This is a genomic window from Paenibacillus sp. GCM10027627 (genome assembly GCF_042675505.1).
Taxonomy (GTDB): Bacteria; Bacillota; Bacilli; order Paenibacillales; family Paenibacillaceae; genus Pristimantibacillus.
The window spans coordinates 453821-470650 of the sequence record NZ_JBHTHB010000003.1; the positions used below are offsets into that span (position 1 = coordinate 453821).

Annotated in this window: 15 protein-coding genes; 4 read left to right on the top strand and 11 right to left on the bottom strand. The window is 51.0% G+C overall.

Annotated features, from left to right (window positions below; genetic code table 11):
- The first annotated feature begins 88 nt into the window (after window positions 1-88).
- Complete coding sequence (locus ACFQZE_RS13915; protein ID WP_379357889.1) at window positions 89-679, top strand: DJ-1/PfpI family protein; 591 nt, start codon at window positions 89-91, stop codon at window positions 677-679.
- A gap of 119 nt (window positions 680-798) precedes the next feature.
- A complete protein-coding gene (locus tag ACFQZE_RS13920; RefSeq protein ID WP_379357891.1) occupies window positions 799-1293 on the top strand; it encodes an LURP-one-related/scramblase family protein in 495 nt (164 codons plus the stop codon).
- 46 nt (window positions 1294-1339) lie between these two features.
- On the opposite strand, the gene ACFQZE_RS13925 is transcribed toward ACFQZE_RS13920, so the two are convergent.
- The 8 genes from ACFQZE_RS13925 to ACFQZE_RS13960 form a co-directional block, all read right to left on the bottom strand.
- Window positions 1340-2230 carry a phosphotransferase gene (locus ACFQZE_RS13925; protein WP_379357893.1) on the bottom strand — a complete coding sequence of 297 codons (891 nt, stop codon included), beginning with the start codon at window positions 2228-2230 and terminating at the stop codon, window positions 1340-1342.
- A 218-nt stretch (window positions 2231-2448) separates the two neighbouring features.
- The gene (locus ACFQZE_RS13930) at window positions 2449-3672 is read right to left on the bottom strand and encodes an MDR family MFS transporter (protein ID WP_379357895.1); all 1224 of its coding nucleotides are present in this window, start codon (window positions 3670-3672) and stop codon (window positions 2449-2451) included.
- 120 nt (window positions 3673-3792) lie between these two features.
- Complete coding sequence (locus ACFQZE_RS13935) at window positions 3793-4269, bottom strand: DinB family protein (RefSeq protein WP_379357897.1); 477 nt, start codon at window positions 4267-4269, stop codon at window positions 3793-3795.
- A gap of 244 nt (window positions 4270-4513) precedes the next feature.
- On the bottom strand, window positions 4514-5053 hold the full coding sequence (locus tag ACFQZE_RS13940; RefSeq protein ID WP_379357899.1) for a hypothetical protein: 540 nt from the start codon (window positions 5051-5053) through the stop codon (window positions 4514-4516).
- Window positions 5054-5229: 176 nt separating this feature from the next.
- Complete coding sequence (locus ACFQZE_RS13945; RefSeq protein ID WP_379357901.1) at window positions 5230-6723, bottom strand: DEAD/DEAH box helicase; 1494 nt, start codon at window positions 6721-6723, stop codon at window positions 5230-5232.
- Between the two features lie 184 nt (window positions 6724-6907).
- Window positions 6908-8164, bottom strand: a complete 1257-nt coding sequence (locus ACFQZE_RS13950) for an FAD-dependent monooxygenase (protein ID WP_379357904.1) — start codon at window positions 8162-8164, stop codon at window positions 6908-6910.
- A 193-nt stretch (window positions 8165-8357) separates the two neighbouring features.
- Window positions 8358-10388 (bottom strand): sensor histidine kinase, encoded by a 2031-nt coding sequence (locus ACFQZE_RS13955; protein WP_379357906.1) that lies wholly within the window; start codon window positions 10386-10388, stop codon window positions 8358-8360.
- On the bottom strand, window positions 10375-11046 hold the full coding sequence (locus ACFQZE_RS13960) for a response regulator (protein WP_379357908.1): 672 nt from the start codon (window positions 11044-11046) through the stop codon (window positions 10375-10377). Before ACFQZE_RS13960 ends, ACFQZE_RS13955 begins: the two co-directional genes overlap by 14 nt.
- Before the next feature lie 262 nt (window positions 11047-11308).
- Here ACFQZE_RS13960 and ACFQZE_RS13965 point away from each other — a divergent pair, with 262 nt between their 5' ends.
- Complete coding sequence (locus ACFQZE_RS13965) at window positions 11309-12337, top strand: Leu/Phe/Val dehydrogenase (RefSeq protein ID WP_379357910.1); 1029 nt, start codon at window positions 11309-11311, stop codon at window positions 12335-12337.
- A 59-nt stretch (window positions 12338-12396) separates the two neighbouring features.
- On the opposite strand, the gene ACFQZE_RS13970 is transcribed toward ACFQZE_RS13965, so the two are convergent.
- A complete protein-coding gene (locus tag ACFQZE_RS13970; protein WP_379357912.1) occupies window positions 12397-12660 on the bottom strand; it encodes an ROK family protein in 264 nt (87 codons plus the stop codon).
- The gene (gene rbsK / locus ACFQZE_RS13975; RefSeq protein ID WP_379357914.1) at window positions 12657-13583 is read right to left on the bottom strand and encodes a ribokinase; all 927 of its coding nucleotides are present in this window, start codon (window positions 13581-13583) and stop codon (window positions 12657-12659) included. The genes ACFQZE_RS13970 and rbsK overlap by 4 nt, the downstream gene beginning before the upstream one ends.
- Window positions 13584-13758: 175 nt before the next feature.
- Between rbsK and ACFQZE_RS13980 the strand changes: the two genes are divergently transcribed.
- Window positions 13759-15381 (top strand): serine hydrolase domain-containing protein, encoded by a 1623-nt coding sequence (locus ACFQZE_RS13980; protein ID WP_379357916.1) that lies wholly within the window; start codon window positions 13759-13761, stop codon window positions 15379-15381.
- Between the two features lie 770 nt (window positions 15382-16151).
- Here the strand turns inward: ACFQZE_RS13980 and ACFQZE_RS13985 are convergent.
- Entirely contained in the window at window positions 16152-16778 is a 627-nt protein-coding gene (locus ACFQZE_RS13985; protein WP_379357918.1) for a hypothetical protein, read from the bottom strand.
- Between the last annotated feature and the right edge of the window lie 52 nt (window positions 16779-16830).

A 16830-nucleotide genomic window follows, 5' to 3' on the forward strand; every position in this document is an offset into this window, starting at 1 on the left:
TCTATATTTCAGATGTTTCAATTTTACTAATCGATGTTTCTATCCTATCATGTTCAATAATGCAAAACAAAAAAAGGAGAGAGACGCGATGAAAAAAATTTGCCTGCTGCTGCCTCATGGATTTGAAGCGGTGGAAGCGAGCGTTTTTACCGATGTAATGGGTTGGAATCAAGAGGAGGGCGACGGGACGACGGAGCTGATTACAGTAGGCATTCGCAGCCAAGTGAAATGCACATGGAATTTTACGGTTTTGCCGGAGAAGCAGCTGTCCGAAGTGACCGTCAACGAATTCGACGCATTGGCATTGCCGGGAGGTTTTGAATCGGCCGGGTTTTACGAGGATGCTTATCATGAGGATGTTTTAGCATTTATAAAAGAATTCGATAGACAAGGGAAATGGATCGCTTCCGTGTGCGTTGGGGCGCTGCCGATTGGCAAAAGCGGCGTGCTTGCAGGAAGATACGCGACAACCTACAACCTGAACGGCCGAGTAAGGCAGCAGACACTTGCCGAAATGGGAGCGCATGTTATTCCCGATAAGCCGATTGTCGTCGACCGCAACATCATTACCTCGTACAACCCGTCGACCGGCTTTGACGTAGCTTTCACTTTGCTTGAGAAGCTCACCACACCCGAAAATGCGCATCACGTAAAAACGTTGATGGGATTTGCCCAATAATCCTTTTCGACATCATTCTCCAGTGCCCGCCCAAATGTGAAATTTTGTTTTCCCCTGCAACATCGGTTCTTCTGGAAGCGTAGTAGTCATAAAAGATAGATCATTTGGGGTGAATTGATTTGGAACTCTATTTTAAAGATCGAATCTTCTATCAGGGGCAGACGGACATATTAAATGAAAGCGGAGAAACAGTAGGCATTCTAGATTTGGACAGCAGAATGACATCCTCTATTTCCGTGTATTGCAACAATTCGACTCTTCAATGCTCGGGAAAATTCCGCTTTCTTAGCGGCAAATGGGAGGTGCTCGGTCCGGAAGGAGAGGAGCTGGGCTTGCTGCGTGCCCGCTTTTCCTTATTCAGCAAACGGTTTGAATACGATGCGGGCACCCGAGGATTGTTCACCATTGAATCGCCAGCCTTCTCGCAAAGTTATAAGATCGAGGACATCGGCGAAAGAGAAGCCGCCACTTTCCAAAAGGTGAACGGCTGGCTCCAAGCCGGCGCCTTCCGCCTTCAAAACCATTCCAATGTACTCGGCAGCTTTGAATTAGTGGCGATCATTATCGGCATTAACAACATCGAAGGACATCAATCGGCCGCGACCACCTCATAAACAATGAGACCCCCCGCTTCCTTAGCGGAGGGTCTTGTTTCGTCTTCTAAACGGGAAGACGGTCTATAAAATCACTGGCGAGCCGGAGCTGCTTGTCAGCATAATCCAAATCGCCGTAACCTCTTAAAGCGTAATCCAGGTTGCCGAGCGTAGACATCAGCAGACGGGCGGCTATCGCAAAAGAAAAGGCTTCGGCTCTCCCTTCCGCCTGTGCCTTATTTTTTGCATAACGAAAAACAGGCTGCCCGGGGCCCTCGAACAAGGCTAAATTAGCGACAAAAGAGGCTCGATCCCAATAGGCCGGCATTTTGCAAACATCTTCAAAATCCAGCCACAGCCAGCCTTCGGGACCAGCCAGCAAATTGCGGGCATGAGCGTCCCCATGACAAGGAGTAAGCTCCGTCCCGCCCCCTCTCATCCTGTCATTCACTCTGTCGAATCGATCCAGTAAATGACGAATACGGAAATCGCTCTGCTCTCTCAACCTGCTCGCCGACCTTTCGGTTTTCTCCCATATGCCCAGCTCCGGCAATTGTCCGGGAAATCCCTTTAACGCCGTGGACAAAGCATCGACGAGATTCACAGCTTCCTGTGGAGTAAGCGGGGAGAGTGGCGCTACAGGAACAAACGTCCATAACGTCATCCAGCTGCCACCCACCTCATGGGGCACTGCATACTCCCGATTGGCAGGCAGCAGCACCGGCACTCCCTTTGCATGTAAATAGTTCGCTGCTTCCAGCTCGCGGGAAGCGAGCCGGTACATCTCCGCGTCATTCTCCTCCGACCCTCCAATTGCTAGACGTGCCACAACCGGATGAGGAAATAAATGGACGATTAAATGGCCGCCTTGACTAAGTACGACCGGAGACACTTTCCCCATACCCAAACTTTCCGCTTTCACCACCACTTCGGCTACCCACTCCTTGATGTGGCCCATCCCGCATCCCCCTGCTTCCTTTTCTCTAATCATAACGCGGGTAATAGGCGCCATGCAGGTACAAAATGGTTTAAGGTGAACGTTCCATCCTCCCTTGAAGAATTCAGGCACCTCTCATAAATGAGAGACTTTAGCGCAAATAAAAAGACATCTTAACGATATCCGCTAAGATGTCTATCATCTCGAAATATAGTTCACCCTATCAAAAAGCGATAAAACTAAACTTTTGCACCCACTGCCGAGTGAACCGGAGCGGTACGCCGCTCTCCCAACCTGTAAAACCAGATCGAGCCCAGCGTAATGGCTGCCACGATAACGAATAAGGCTTGTCCGCCATAATGTTGGAGCAGCATGCCGCCAAGCCACGGACCAAGAAAATGGCCCATATTCGTAAACGTCTGCGCTCCAAAATAGGTCCCTCTCATCTTATCCGGAGCCAAACGATCGACGATGAGCGAGCCGGCCGGGAAGGTCAAAATTTCTCCCCAAGTAAAAACAAGCATGGACACCAGCAGCATCCACCAGTTTCCGCTAAAGGCAAAGCCAACGTTCCCTATCGCGTAAAACACACTTCCGAGTATAATCGCAGTCATTGGCGAGCGGCTCTCCGCCCATTTGGAAAACGGAATTTGGAATACGATAACAACAATCGCATTGGCGCTCATCATCCAAGCGAATAGGGTGACTCCATTGCCAAACTCGCTGCCAATGTACTGAGAAAGGGTAGATGTCATCTGCGAATAACCGATTGCGCTAACGATCCCGCCAATAATAAAGTAACGAAATGCGCTGTCCTTGCGGATGACGTTCCATGATTGCCGCATCGTCACCGGCTCTTTTTTCTCTCCTTCGATTTTGTGTATGCCGAATTTTTTCAGAAGCAGATGAAGGATTACGCCATAACATAAGTAGATGCAGCCGGTAATGATCCACGGCAGGCGTCCGTTCATGTTGGCAAACAAAGTGCCGAGCAACGGACCGACGGAAACACCGACATTGATCGCCATATACCTGAGCGAATAAACGGAATACCGCTTCTCCTTCTCCGTCAAATCCGCCATAAGCGCCTGAGATACCGGCTCGTAGAAGGAGCGGCATAAGCCGTTCACCGCATTAAGCAAAGCGAACAAAATCGGAATGCCGGTAAAAGCAAAGCCAAGAAACACAAATCCCCACATATAGATGGCGGTCAGCATAACGACCCGGCGTCCGAATCGATCCGACAAATGCCCTCCGAAAAAACCCCCCAGCATGCCGGCCAGCGACCCGATTCCAACCGTAACGCCTATCATCGTAGCGCTCATATCAGTAGCGACTAGCAAATAGATGGCGAGAAACGGCAAGCTCATGGAACTTGCAATACGGGCAAAAACAGTGCCGGCCAGCAGCACATTTACAATGGGATGGAATTGCCGGACATCACCAAAAAAACGACTGATCATCGAACCCCTTCTTTCTCTCGCTGTAAACTAGCATGCAGGAACCCGATGACGGTAGTATGAAGTTACCCGTGTGTCGGGTAAACCGTGCACAAAAAATGAAACGTTTCTCTACTTAAATTTTTACTCGGTTAACAACCTTTTATAAAGTTTAATTACACTAAAGTGCATTCCCTCGTGATATAGGCCAAAGCTCAAAAACTGCTCGGGGCTATCCAGCGTGACGCCCTTTGACGTCGTATACGGCGGAGTCTTTTCCTGAAGCCGGAGGGACAAGGCGTCCTTTATTCTACCGATTTGTCCGGCGAGCAACCCTTCCAATTCCGGCAAAGTCGGTGTAGGGGAAGACAACTCTCCAGCTGTGAGCGGGGAGGTGCCAAATTCGAATCTTTCTTTAAAACCGTCGGGAAGCTGCTGCGGGAGTCCGATGTATTGAAACGCGAACCTCTCCAGCACCACATAAATATGGCCCAAATTCCAGCGGATCGAGTTGCGGAATCCGTCAGGAATGAGATCGGCCTCCCCTTCCGTCAAACCGCTCGCCGCCTCCAGCGTTTGCTTTCGAACAAATTCAAGATGCGTGAACAAATAGTGATCCATCTTTCCCCACTCCTATTCTCTTTTTTGGGATATAAAAAGAACCTTTATGGTGGAAGGTTCCTTTAAACGGAGTAAATTCATCTTGCAGCCCAATCCTGTTGAGCCCTGGATCAAACTGTTATTCCATTTCTCTCATGAAGCGTATGCCCATTATACCCGACGCCCTATAGCCGGACAATATCAATCCAAGCACGATTAAACCGCTAATCATCCCCTCCTGACATGATGAAAGAAGAGTATGCGCTTACTTTTTCTTTCTGGCTCTAGAGTAAATCGCAAACCCAAGCGCCGCTATCACAATTAAGGTTATGGAGAGGACGACGACGGGACTCAAGCCCTGATTGGTATGATTTTGATCGTCAGCGACTGGATAAACGGCAATTTCTTTTCCTTTCAAAAAAGCGAGCTCAGCGGTGGCATTATTCTTTTCAACCGAAGGCGAACATAAGGGGTTTTCCCATACTTCTCCCATAGATTTCAGAAAAAACAAATATTCGGAGCCTGCCTCGCCAGGGCCGTTTAAATTACCCCAGGATGCATTTTCGGTAACGGTCAGCCGTTCCTCTGTTACCCCTTTATAGCTCGATATGACCTTTACTTCCATTATGTTGTTCTGATTGCTTATAGTCGCCTTTGTTACCTTCGCCAGTACGACTCCCTCGTACTTTGCGTAGCTTTCTTCGATCGTACCCGGCTCCACGCAGCTCAATGCCGCCGCTTTACCCTGCTGTAGAAGAACGGAAAGAAGCATCGTTAACGCCATGAACAAAACCACTTTTTTCATTTGAACACCCCTTTTCACGCTAGACGACTCTCCCAATAGGAAAGGTTGCATGGACAATCATTAAATGTCGAATTCACGGCGGAAAATAGCGGCTTCTGTATAAAATAATCGTAAAAGAAGCGCTTGGCAGGATGCCAAACGCTTCTTGGTACGCGTTTTTAAACGCGTTGTCTACCTTATTTTTTTGAAGTGGAATTCGCCCAAGGCGAAGGCAGTACAGAAATAGAGTTTCTTGCAGCCTGATTTTGCGAGCTGGAGCTGCTGCCATTTTGTCTATCTGGATGCGGCTTTCGATTTTGACGAGGAGAGCCCGAGCCGCCCATTTCCGGCTTGCTTCCACCGTTTGGCTTGTAAGAGTTTGACGATGGGCGCGACTTATTCCCAGCTTGAGGTTTGACACCGCTTGACGGCTTTCCTCCGCTTACCGGTTTCCCTGCCGCCGGTTGATTTCTCCTCCGGTTGCCGGATGCCGGCCTCGATGATTTTGCTCCCTCCGACGATGGCTTTGAAGCTTCTGCAGCGCTCACGCCCTTCATGGGATACGGATGCTCCTGAACGACGGGAACCTTTTTCCTAATGAGCTTCTCAATATCTTTTAAATATGGCAGCTCATCGCTCTCGCAAAAGGATATAGCCTCTCCGCTGTTGCCCGCCCGGCCCGTCCGGCCGATTCGGTGCACATACGTCTCCGGTATATTCGGAAGGTTGAAGTTGAACACATGCGAAAGCTCTTCCACATCAATGCCTCTGGCCGCAATATCCGTTGCGACTAGGACGCGAATCGTTCCATTTTTGAACTGATTCAGCGCATTTTGCCGGGAGTTTTGCGACTTGTCTCCATGAATGGCCTGAGCGGCAATGTTGTGCTTGTTCAGCACGCGAGAGACGCGGTCCGCACCATGTTTGGTTCGGGTGAATACCAGCGCGGAGGTAATTTTTTGGTCTTGCAGCAGATCGATCAGCAAAGCTGGCTTGTTATCCTTATCTACCAAATAAACGGACTGGCTGATCCGGTCAACGGTCGACGAAACAGGCGTAATTTCTACTTTTACCGGATTTACGAGCAGCGAATTGGCGAGCTGCGCAATTTCAGGCGGCATCGTCGCAGAGAAAAACAAGGTTTGCTTCTTCTCCGGCAGTTTGGCAATAATCCGTTTGACATCGTGAATAAAGCCCATATCCAGCATCCGGTCGGCTTCATCGAGCACGAGCACCTCGACCGCCCGCAAATCCACGAGCTTCTGATTCATCAAGTCCATCAGCCTGCCCGGCGTGGCGATTAAAATATCGGTGCCTTTCGCAAGCGCCCGCTCTTGCCCGTGCTGCGAAACACCGCCCACAATAGCGAGGCAGCTCAACGACGTAAACTGGCTGTACGCCTGAATGTTGTCCGAAATTTGCAGGGCCAGCTCGCGAGTCGGGGACAAAATCAAAGCGCGGATAGGGCCTTTCGCTCTGGAGCTGCCCCCTCTTTTGCTCAATAGCTGGATGATCGGCAAAGAAAAAGCAGCCGTTTTGCCCGTTCCCGTCTGAGCGCAGCCCAGCAGGTCCTGCCCCTTCAGCACGGAAGGAATGGCTTGCTCTTGAATTGGCGTTGGCGATTGGTAATTTTCTTTTGCCAAAGCTTTTAAAAGTTCAGGTATAAGATGAAGGTCTTGAAATGTCGTCATTACAGTTCTCCTATTTCATAACGTTAATCATTAAGTTGAAAGCGCGTAGCGTCTAAGGATAACACAAATAAGCGAAAAAGAGTAGGAATTCGCCAAAGCGGCCCGTTTTCTCCATTTTTTAAGGGGTGTTTTCGCTTTTCAAAAATAAAAGAGCCTCGATTTAGAAACGAGACTCTTGTACCGACTATTCGGCTGCAGCTCCTTTTGCAGTCCTTCCCGAGGACATGATGCGGAGAACGGCTCGCTCCAGCTCTTCGGGGCCGTTTGCCCGATTGTAAAGGCCAAGAAAGGCTGAGGTCGCCTCCGGGCTTGCAGCTATAAGCAGATTTCCTGATCTTTGCTCTGGAGTAAACGGATTGTTTTTCGTAAGGCCGCAGGCCATATGGAAATGAAACGTCATTTTATGCTCCAGCAGCCCATCGTATCGCTCGGCCATTTCTCCCCAGCTCGCGTTCCAATCCTGAGTGCCAGTTAATACTCCGGTCAAAATACGAGTGCCGTAAAGAGCGTCCTGCATCCCTTGCCCGACCGCAGGATCTTTAAACGTAACGGCGTCGCCTACAAGCGCCCAGCCCGGCCCCATTCCTTGATGCCAATCGTTGTCGTAACCGAGCAGCCCTCTCACCGATCCTTCCAGCTTAGCTTCTTGGAGCCTTGCCGGCAGCGGCGTATCGGCTAGTCCCTCATCCACGACAGCCCGCATCGCCTCCTCTGGCGAAGCTTTGAAGCGTGCCATCCACTCCTCGTCAGCGAGCGGAAACATGACTCCGATGACATGGAGACCGTCGCTGGTCGGGAACACAATGCTGATTTTGTCGCCCATTTTGTAAAGCTCCGCATGGCTTTCGCCGCTTTGTTTGTAATTTGAAAAATAGGCGACGTAGGATGCAAAGTCGGTCGGTACCGCCATTTTGCATGCGCTGCCCACCAGACTGCGAATTTTGGAATTTCTTCCGTCAGCGCCGACGACAAGGCTAGCATAATAGGTTTCTTTCTCTCCGTCCCGGGTCGTGCCCGTCACTCCGATAACCTTCTCCCCGTCCTTGACGACATCCGTTACGCGGAATCCTTCCAAAGCAGTCACGCCCGGCTGCCCGGAAGCGTGTTTGAACAAAATGTCGTCCAAATGAATCCGCCGAATGCACAAACATTCCGTCTCCCCGGCCGACTCCGGGAAATGGCCGTCAATGACGGCATCCTCGAATTGAATGTAAGCCCGCTTGTACGTCGGAGTGTCTGTCTTCAGCAACTGATCCAGCACTCCCATTTCTCTTAGCATCGCTAGTGAATTGTTAAAGAAATTGTGGGTCGACAGCGTATCGCTCGGAAACGTGCTTTTGTCAAGCAACAGCACCTCATACCCCACTTTGGAAAGTTCATACGCCAGTGCCGACCCAGCTACTCTCGCCCCGACTATGATGACATCGTAATGCTTCTTCATGATTGTAACGCCCCCTTGGATCCATTTCCTTTTATTGTAATAGAGGACAAAGGCGGCATGTAGTGACCGGATGTCATTGTTTTTGTCATGCCTGTCACTTTGGGGCTAGACCTGCATGCAATTGCCGGTTAAATGTCATGTCTGTCACTTTGAGGGCTGGACCTGCGGTCGCCGGGCAAAAGAAACTGTTGGGTTAGGGTTGTGAAGGCGCCAACAGCGGCAGCTCAATGGTGAGTAAGCAGCCCATTGGAGAGCCATTCTCCCCCTCCGCTGCCTTGATGGTTACGGAACCGCCAAGCAGTTCGAACCGCTCTTCCATAGAGGTTAACCCGAAGCCGCGAGAGCTGTCGGTATCAAACGGCTCCCCGTCATTGATGAGCCGGAACCGCAGTGTCTCCCCGCTCAAATGCACCGAAAACCAGAACCGGCTGCATCGGCCGTGCTTGATCCCATTGGTCAGCCCTTCCTGCAAGGCATGGCAAATAGAATGCTCCGCCAGCTTGCCTAGAGGCAGCTCGGGCGAGAGCGTAAGATCGGCATAAATGCGCACCTCCATCGTGTCTTCCGCATACTGGATCAGCTCTCTCAAGGACTCCTCCAGCGTCAGCGTCGGAGGTTCTTCCGCCTTAAGCAGCCGAACGGTGCGGCGAATGTCGTCCAGCCCTTTGCGCACCAGTCCGCTCAGCAAATCCAGCTTCTCCTCCGGAATGGCTCCTTCCCTTACCGCCACCGTTTTGGTCGCTTCAAGCTGAACAATCGCGGCCGTTAGCGTATGTCCCACCACATCATGCATCTCGTAAGCGATCCGGCTGCGCTCCTCCAGCACAGATATTTCCGCAAGCGATTCCGCTTTCTCGCGCATGGTCACCGACAATCTCCGATTGGCCTGGGCAAGCTCCGAGGTACGTGTCTCCACAAGCTGCTCCAAATTGCGATGAAACTGCTCCAGCTCCTTGTTTTTTTCCACAAGCTGGGCCGCATTCAGGTCCGACTCCGCATGAAGCCTCCTTACACTGCTGACGATAACCATTGCCATACTCACCATAAATAGAAGCAGGCCGTTAGCCATGAGGCCTTCCACTACTCTAAACAAATATCTGTTGATTCTTTGCCAGCTGTTCACCTCAACCGGAAACATCGCAAACGACAAGGCGGATACAAAACAAATCGCCAATACCCAAAAGCCGCGAAGAAGCCATATCCGCTCCCCTCTTCGTTCCGGCTGGCGGGGATAGCGAAACAAGGCATACGATATAATGAGAACCCCTATAACAGCTACGACTACCATATATTCGGTCATCATTTTCCAATAGAGGGAAGGCTCCCACACTCCGGCAATCAAAGCGGCAACAAAAAGGAGGATGGAAAGCCAGCTGCCCGCTCGAATAAGTGGTTTCCCCGCCATGCCAAGCGCTTCGCCGTAAAAGCCGAAAAAAGCAAACGCCGCGACAGGCATCAATATTTCCTTCCAATAATAAATTGCGCTTACATCCACAAACCATTGCAGCAATCTGCAAGAAAAAAAGAGCGACAGCCCCACCATAAACGCCATAAGCATAAACCAGCCGTAAAGCCTGATGCGGCGCCGGATAAACATCGCCAGAGCGACGACGCCCGCCGCCAAATAAAGAGCGGCAAACAGGAGATAGCCAATTTCCGCCTGCATAATGGCATACAGAACTTGATCGGGTTCCCCCGCTATAATAAGATCGCTGCCGATAAAAGGTTGTCCTTCCCATTCCGACCGAATAAGAATAGACTTGCCTTCATCCGACTGGTTTATGGCTACTGGGTGCAAAACATTTCTAAAGCTCAATCGTTTCATAGACTCGCTGTTAAAGCTGTATGCGATTTTTTCACCAATCTGTACCTCGAACTGAGTCATTCCTGAAAAAAATAAATAGGGACTGTGCCAATTAATATCGGGCATATCCCGGCGCAGCCATACCGTGCCTTTGTATCCAGCCAAGCTGCTTTTGACCTCGTTGTCAAAAGGGGTCCAAGCCCCTTGGGATGGAACTTCCGATCCGAATGCGACCTCCCAATATTTCACGAATACCGTAAGCTGATTGCGCTCCGGAGCAACAAAATTAGGACGCTCCACCAGCATCGCTGGCAGGAAGGTGCCTAGCACAATTGCACAAGTGAGCAGCCATAGAGGCAAAGAAAAGCGGTTAATGGAACGGGACATCATCACACTCCCCTTCGCGCTATTGCGGCTCATCGAGCATAAATTCCTTCATGAGAAGAACGGCTTCCCTTCTATCGCTCGTGCCCAATTTGTTGTAAATGACGCTGATATAGTTGCGAACGGTCCCGTCGCTCATAAAAAGAGTGCTTGAGATTTGACGGTTGGAGTACCCTTCTATCATCAGAAGCATGATTTTCCGCTCGCGCTCGGTAAAAGAGCAGCCTTGCTTCCTTAGCTTGGCTTCATCGAACTGATCCGCCCTATCGGTCGAAAGCAGCGACAGCTTCGCCGCCAGCTTGGAAGCGATTGCCGCCGGAAGCATTACGCCGCCGTTTATCGCCTCCCGAATCGTTTGAATGATTTGTTTGGCTGGCATATCCTTAAGCAAAAAACCGTCCGCCCCGCCTGCCATCGCATCCACAATAAATCGCTCATCCGCAAATGTCGTCAGCATGAGCACAATGGTATCCGGCAAATCGCGCTTAATCCGCTTCATTGATTCTATTCCGTCCATCACCGGCATTTTGATATCCATCAACACCACATTCGGCTTGTATTCCTTCGCCTGCTTCCATGCATCCATGCCATTGTCGCAAACGCAAGCGATGACCAGCTCCTCCTCCGTTTGGAGGATCGTTTGCAGCCCCTCGCGCAGCAGCCTCTGGTCGTCCACAATCATGATCGATATCATTCCGCCGCCATCCTTTACTCCCGCCTAATGCGGATTTCTTCTGCAATTCATATACAAATTCAATCAAATTTTACCACCCGCTCACAAAAGCGTATAGAGCCTAGCAAACCTTCGTGACATTTATGACAAAAGTAATGACAGAACGCAGGCCGGCATTCGCTGCGGGCTTCTGCCGCTCCGCTTAGGCCGGGGTTTCCGAGGCATGTATATGCGAATAAGCTGGTAAGAACAGCAATTGGATTCGGGCAAGGGGGGAGCTCGCTTGGACATCTGGAAGCACGACTATGAAGAGCTCATTTTTCTGCAAAATCGTTCCATCGGCTTCAAAGCCATCATCGCCATACACAATACGAAGCTTGGGCCTGCACTTGGAGGCTGCCGCATGAAGCGGTACGCCAGCGAAGCCGATGCCGTTTGCGATGCTATTCGTCTGGCACAAGGAATGACGTACAAATCGGCTATCTCCGGCATTCCTTACGGCGGGGGCAAGGCGGTTATTTTGGAGCAGCCGGGGCAAGGAACCAGAGAGCAGTTGTTCCGGGAATTAGGGCGAGAGCTGCAAAAGCTGAACGGCCTGTATATAACGGGGCTCGATCTGGGATCGACGGTTCAAGACATGAATTTTGTGAAGGAAGAAACGTCTTACGTGACGGATGTGACGGGTTCGCTTGGGGCGGTAAACGATTTGACGGCGACAATGACCGCTTATGGGGTTTACCTTGGCATCAAAGCGTCGCTGAAACAAACGACCGGCTCCGAATCGCTGCAAAACCGTGTTGTAGCCGTCCAAGGTTTAGGAAAAGTAGGTTATCGCCTATGCCGATATTTGCATGCGGATGGAGCAAAATTGATCGTGGCGGATATCGATCCGGGGAGAAATTTACTTGCGGAGAAAGAATTTAATGCCGCCATATGCGCGGCGGACGATCTGCTCTATGTCCCGTGCGACGTGCTTGCTCCTTGCGCGCTGGGCGGCATTTTGGACGATGCGGCGGTTGCCAAGCTGGACTGCTCGATCATCGCAGGCGCCGCTAACAATCAGCTGGCGGAAGAGCGAATCGGGGAAAAGCTGCATAGACGAGGCATTCGGTACGCGCCCGATTACGTCATCAACGCGGGCGGAATCATTGTGACGGCCGCCGAGCTGGAGGGTGCAGATGCTGCAAAAGCGAAACGGGATGTGGAGCGCATTTACAGCAATTTGCAGCATGTCTATGCAGAGGCGGAGAAGCACGGTCTGTCGGCCGCAGCCGCGGCGAACGAGATTACGAGGGAGCTTCTTCGGAAGTAGTCCGGCCGCGGGAGCCTCGAACTGCTTTCTGAAGCATCCAGCAGCAATGACTAGAACGCCTATTTTGAGGGAGCCGAACGGGAAGCACGCGCGGCGAGCGCAAGCGCTCCTTTTAATCCGGCGAACTCACTAAGCGCAGGTTTTACGATGTAATGCTCGATACCGTCAGTCAAAGCATCATGTTGAACATATCCGTTCTGCAGCTTCCGCACCTCTTCCCTTACAGGCGGGAAGAGGTGTTCCCGTTCATCCACTCCTCCGCCAAACATAATCATTTCAGGCGACAAAACCCCGCCTTCAATAGCACCAAAAATCGTCGTCATTCGCCTTTCCCCCGTTCCGTTAAAAATGCATCTATTTCCGCCCTGCTTGGAATCGAAGATTGCGCTCCAGCTCTTGTTACCGCTATGGCTGCCGCCGCTGAGGCGAATACGAGAGCATCCTTAGCCCCCGTTCCTTCCGCGAGGACTCCGGCATAAGCGCCAATAAACGTATCGCCTGCCGCCGTCGTATCGGTCGGTTTTATCGGAAAAGCGGGCACAAACATGCGATCCCCTTGAGAACTAGCGTAAAAGCATCCCTGCTCGCCCAGTGTTACTATGACGTTGTCTGCCCCTTTGCCAAGCATCCAATCTGCCGCTTTGGAGGCGCTGTCCGCGCTGTTCACCTCCATGCCTGCCACGACGGACGCTTCCGTTTCGTTCACGATGAGCGTATCCAGCAGCGGGAAAATATGATCCGGCAGCTCGCGCGCCGGAGCCGGATTCAAGAAGCTGCGGACTCCAGCCGCCTTCGCTTGATGCAGCACGGATAGCGTGGTGTCCCATGGAATTTCATTTTGCAAAAGCACGGCATAAACGCCCTCTCCCTGTAAGGCGGTTGCCGCATCGGCTGCCGTCAGCTCTCCATTGGCGCCCGCGGATAACACAATCGTATTTTCCCCGTCTTCGTTGACGGAAATAAAAGCGATTCCCGACGATCCCTCTTTCCGTATGACAGAGGATACGTCGACACCGCAATCCGCAAGCGAAGTCGCTAACGTCTCGCCAAACGGGTCCAGCCCTACAGCCCCAACCATTGCGCATTCCGCCCCCGCTCTCGCGGCGGCAACCGCTTGATTCGCCCCTTTGCCGCCTGGCACAAAAACCGTGCCGCTGCTCGCAACCGTCTCTCCCGGCAGAGGAAATCGTTTAACTCCGCTAACCATATCCATATTTAAACTGCCGACCACTACGAGCTTATTCAATTTGCCCTCTCCTCCATCCATAGCCTAACTCTTGTTTTTATTATATCGATTTGGGCCACTCATTTCCCATCCCTTCAAGTGACAATACTGTAAGGTGAATGCAAGGCAGATCGATGGCGCTGCTCCCCGTTCCCCGGTAAAGTGGTTTTATCAGGTTGAAAGAGGTGCGGAACCGTTGAACATCAGTCCCAACATGTTATGGCTATACAAAACGGCGGTGCTTACCGTTCTGATTTGCACAATGGCGATTGAATCGCCTTTTGGCCGCGTTCAAGTTGCTGGAGCGGACGGTGGACAAGCTGAGCCAACAGCAGACAGCACACAAGACGGGCAAGCAGCAGGCACTGTACAAGCCAAACAAACTTCAGCTCAATTGCCCATTAAAAAGCTATCTGTTTTTAAGAAAAAGCTGGATGAATCCGTGCCGAGATGGCAAGCGCTCTATGGAGTTCCCGGCGTTTCCATTGGCCTTATCCAGGATGGACAGTTCACAGAAACACTGCATTACGGCTACTCGGACAAAAAGAATAAAATGCCCATTGAGGACGGCACGCTTTTCCAAGTCGGCTCCATATCTGAAAGCTTGACCGCATGGGGAGTTTTGCGGCTGGCGGAGCAAGGTTTGCTGTCGCTTGACGATCCCGTCGAGACTTATTTGTCTCGCTGGCAATTGCCCGGTTCGCCGTTTGACCATAATGAAGTCACTCTTGGCAGGCTGCTTAGCCATATGGCCGGATTGCCCTCTCACCGAGGTTATCCCGGTACTCTTTTTCACAGGCCTATGCAATCAATTGAACAATCTTTGTCTGGCGAAGGAAGCTTTAATCAAAAAGTAGAAATTGCGGACGAGCCGGGAACTGAAGCGATTCATTCCGGGGCTGGCTACACGATTTTGCAGCTTGTCATTGAGGAAGTGACGGGAGTCCCATTTGAACAATACATGGCGGAGCAAGTGCTGCAGCCTCTCGGCATGTCATCCAGCACCTTTTGGCAGGAGCCGCTTGATTCGAGATTATCCAAATCATATGGCTTTTTCGGGCAGGAGCTGCCGGGATACCGCTTTACGGAGTCGGCCGCTGCCGGTTTGCAAACGACGGCCTCCGATATGATGACCTTTATGCTGGCCTCAATGGGGTCGGTGACGGACAACAGACCTGACTTGTTTACGGGAGAACTGCGGGATAGTGCTGAGCGGGGTTTGCTTACAGAACAATTTCTAGTTGTGGAGCAGGATCTGTTTGCGACTGAACTGCCCGATCAGCGGACTTTGATGTACCGTTCGGGAGATAATCGTGGATGGCATGCATATTACGGCTTTATTCCGAGCGAGGGCGACGGTATTGTCATTTTGACCAACAGCGACTATGGAGTTGATTTAAGGCAGGATGTTTATCATGCATGGGTAGAATATCAAACGGGACAAATGCCGGAAAACTACGAATATATTGTCCAAAAAAGAAAGTGGAACTCCGCGCTAAACTTGATCGTCGGCGCAAGCCTAGGGCTATATGTATTAGTGGCAGGCATTCGGATCAGCAACGGTACAAGAAAGTTTTTGTTCCGTCATCAAGAGGCCGGATATTTCAAATTCCTCATAAGAAGCGTCTGTCTGATCATCACCGGATTGCTGCTCGTATACGCCTCTTATGTATGGTCTATTATTAATTTGCACATGGGCGTAAATACGCTTGTTTTGCTCGCTCTTGCTTGGCATGCAGCGTTTCTCGCAACAGGCTTTTTTCCTAAAAAAAAGCGTAAGGCTGGTCCGTTGCTTTTCCAATCGAAGCAACTTGATTAGGATAGGCTAGCTTTTGTAAGTGAGGGGCGAGTTTACGAGTGCCGATAGTGCCCAAAATGAGGGGCAGACCGCCAGAGACCACTAAATTGAGTGGGAAGAGGCACCTTTGGCACATTTAGTTGTGCCACAAACCACTAGGCCGCGCGGAAAGCACCATTTGGCACATTTAGCTGTGCCACAAACCACTAGACCGCGCGGGAAGCACCATTTGGCACATTTAATTGTGCCAAAAACCACTAGACCGCGCGGGAAGCGCCCTTTGGCACATTTAGTTGTGCCACAAACCACTAGGCCGCACGGGAAGCGCCCTTTGGCACATTTAGTTGTGCCAGAAACCACTAGACCGCGCGGGAAGCGCCCTTTGGCACATTTAGCTGTGCCAGAAACCACTAGACCGCACGGGGAGCGCCTTTCGGCACATTTAGCTGTGCCAGAAACCACTAGACCGCACGGGAAGCACCATTTGGCACATTTAGTTGTGCCAGAAACCACTAGACCGCGCGGAAAGCGCCTTTCGGCACATTTAATTGTGCCACAAACCACTAGACCGCGCGGGAAGCACCATTCGGCACATTTAGCTGTGCCAGAAACCACTAGACCGCGCGGGAAGCACCATTTGGCACATTTAATTGTGCCAGAAACCACTAGACCGCGCGGAAAGCGCCTTCCGGCACATTTAATTGTGCCACAAACCACTAATCTGCGGGGCCTGCTCTTTGCGCAGATGGCCTCCGTTAGCCTACAGTAGAAAGCGGGTAAAGAATACCCGTTCAGTCCCTTCTCTTGTAGGAGCGAAAATGGATTATACCGAACACGGCAAATCCAACTACGCCAATTGGGACGGCGATGTATCCCCACGGGAACGACGAAGCCTTTTTCTCAGGGGGCAGAAGGTTGGTCTCGGCTCCATATGTTCCATTCTCAATCACTAATCCGCCTCTTCCTTCATCCGTAACCGCTTCTGACGCCTGCTTTAGAGAAATCGGCGGAGATTTTGCCGATTGATGAAGTTCCCTCAAAAATTCAAGCTGCTCTCCTGCAGCCGCCTCTTCCTTCATTAAGGAACAAAGCGGATTTTCCCAGCTTCCATCTTCATTTTTCTCTAAAAAATAAACGTAACGCTTGCCCTCAACACTTAATCCCCAGCTCACGTTTTCTTTTACCTTTATCGTTTTCTTTTCCAATCCCTTAAAGTTTTCTAAAATGGTCAGTTGGACGATTCGGTGATCGCGGCGGGTTTTAATCTTGTCGACACTCGCCAGAGCCACCCCATCATAATCGTCATAAGCTTTTTGAATCGGCGGAGGCTCCATACATTTTAAGGCATCGGCCTCAGTTGACAGCAGCAAACCTAAAACAAACAAAGCCATCATCAATAACGCCGTCCATTTTGGCATCTATTCCCACACTCCTCTCCCAATCGACGGAAAAAGGAGATCAAAGGTTGCT

Excerpts from the sequence above, each read along its gene's own strand:
- ACFQZE_RS13915 (WP_379357889.1), top strand. The coding sequence starts at position 89 with ATGAAAAAAATTTGCCTGCTGCTGCCTCATGGATTTGAAGCGGTGGAA.
- ACFQZE_RS13925 (WP_379357893.1), bottom strand. The coding sequence starts at position 2,230 with ATGGGCCACATCAAGGAGTGGGTAGCCGAAGTGGTGGTGAAAGCGGAA.
- ACFQZE_RS13930 (WP_379357895.1), bottom strand. The coding sequence starts at position 3,672 with ATGATCAGTCGTTTTTTTGGTGATGTCCGGCAATTCCATCCCATTGTA.
- ACFQZE_RS13935 (WP_379357897.1), bottom strand. The coding sequence starts at position 4,269 with ATGGATCACTATTTGTTCACGCATCTTGAATTTGTTCGAAAGCAAACG.
- ACFQZE_RS13940 (WP_379357899.1), bottom strand. The coding sequence starts at position 5,053 with ATGAAAAAAGTGGTTTTGTTCATGGCGTTAACGATGCTTCTTTCCGTT.
- ACFQZE_RS13945 (WP_379357901.1), bottom strand. The coding sequence starts at position 6,723 with ATGACGACATTTCAAGACCTTCATCTTATACCTGAACTTTTAAAAGCT.
- ACFQZE_RS13950 (WP_379357904.1), bottom strand. The coding sequence starts at position 8,164 with ATGAAGAAGCATTACGATGTCATCATAGTCGGGGCGAGAGTAGCTGGG.
- ACFQZE_RS13955 (WP_379357906.1), bottom strand. The coding sequence starts at position 10,388 with ATGAGCCGCAATAGCGCGAAGGGGAGTGTGATGATGTCCCGTTCCATT.
- ACFQZE_RS13960 (WP_379357908.1), bottom strand. The coding sequence starts at position 11,046 with ATGATATCGATCATGATTGTGGACGACCAGAGGCTGCTGCGCGAGGGG.
- ACFQZE_RS13970 (WP_379357912.1), bottom strand. The coding sequence starts at position 12,660 with ATGACGACGATTTTTGGTGCTATTGAAGGCGGGGTTTTGTCGCCTGAA.
- ACFQZE_RS13985 (WP_379357918.1), bottom strand. The coding sequence starts at position 16,778 with ATGCCAAAATGGACGGCGTTATTGATGATGGCTTTGTTTGTTTTAGGT.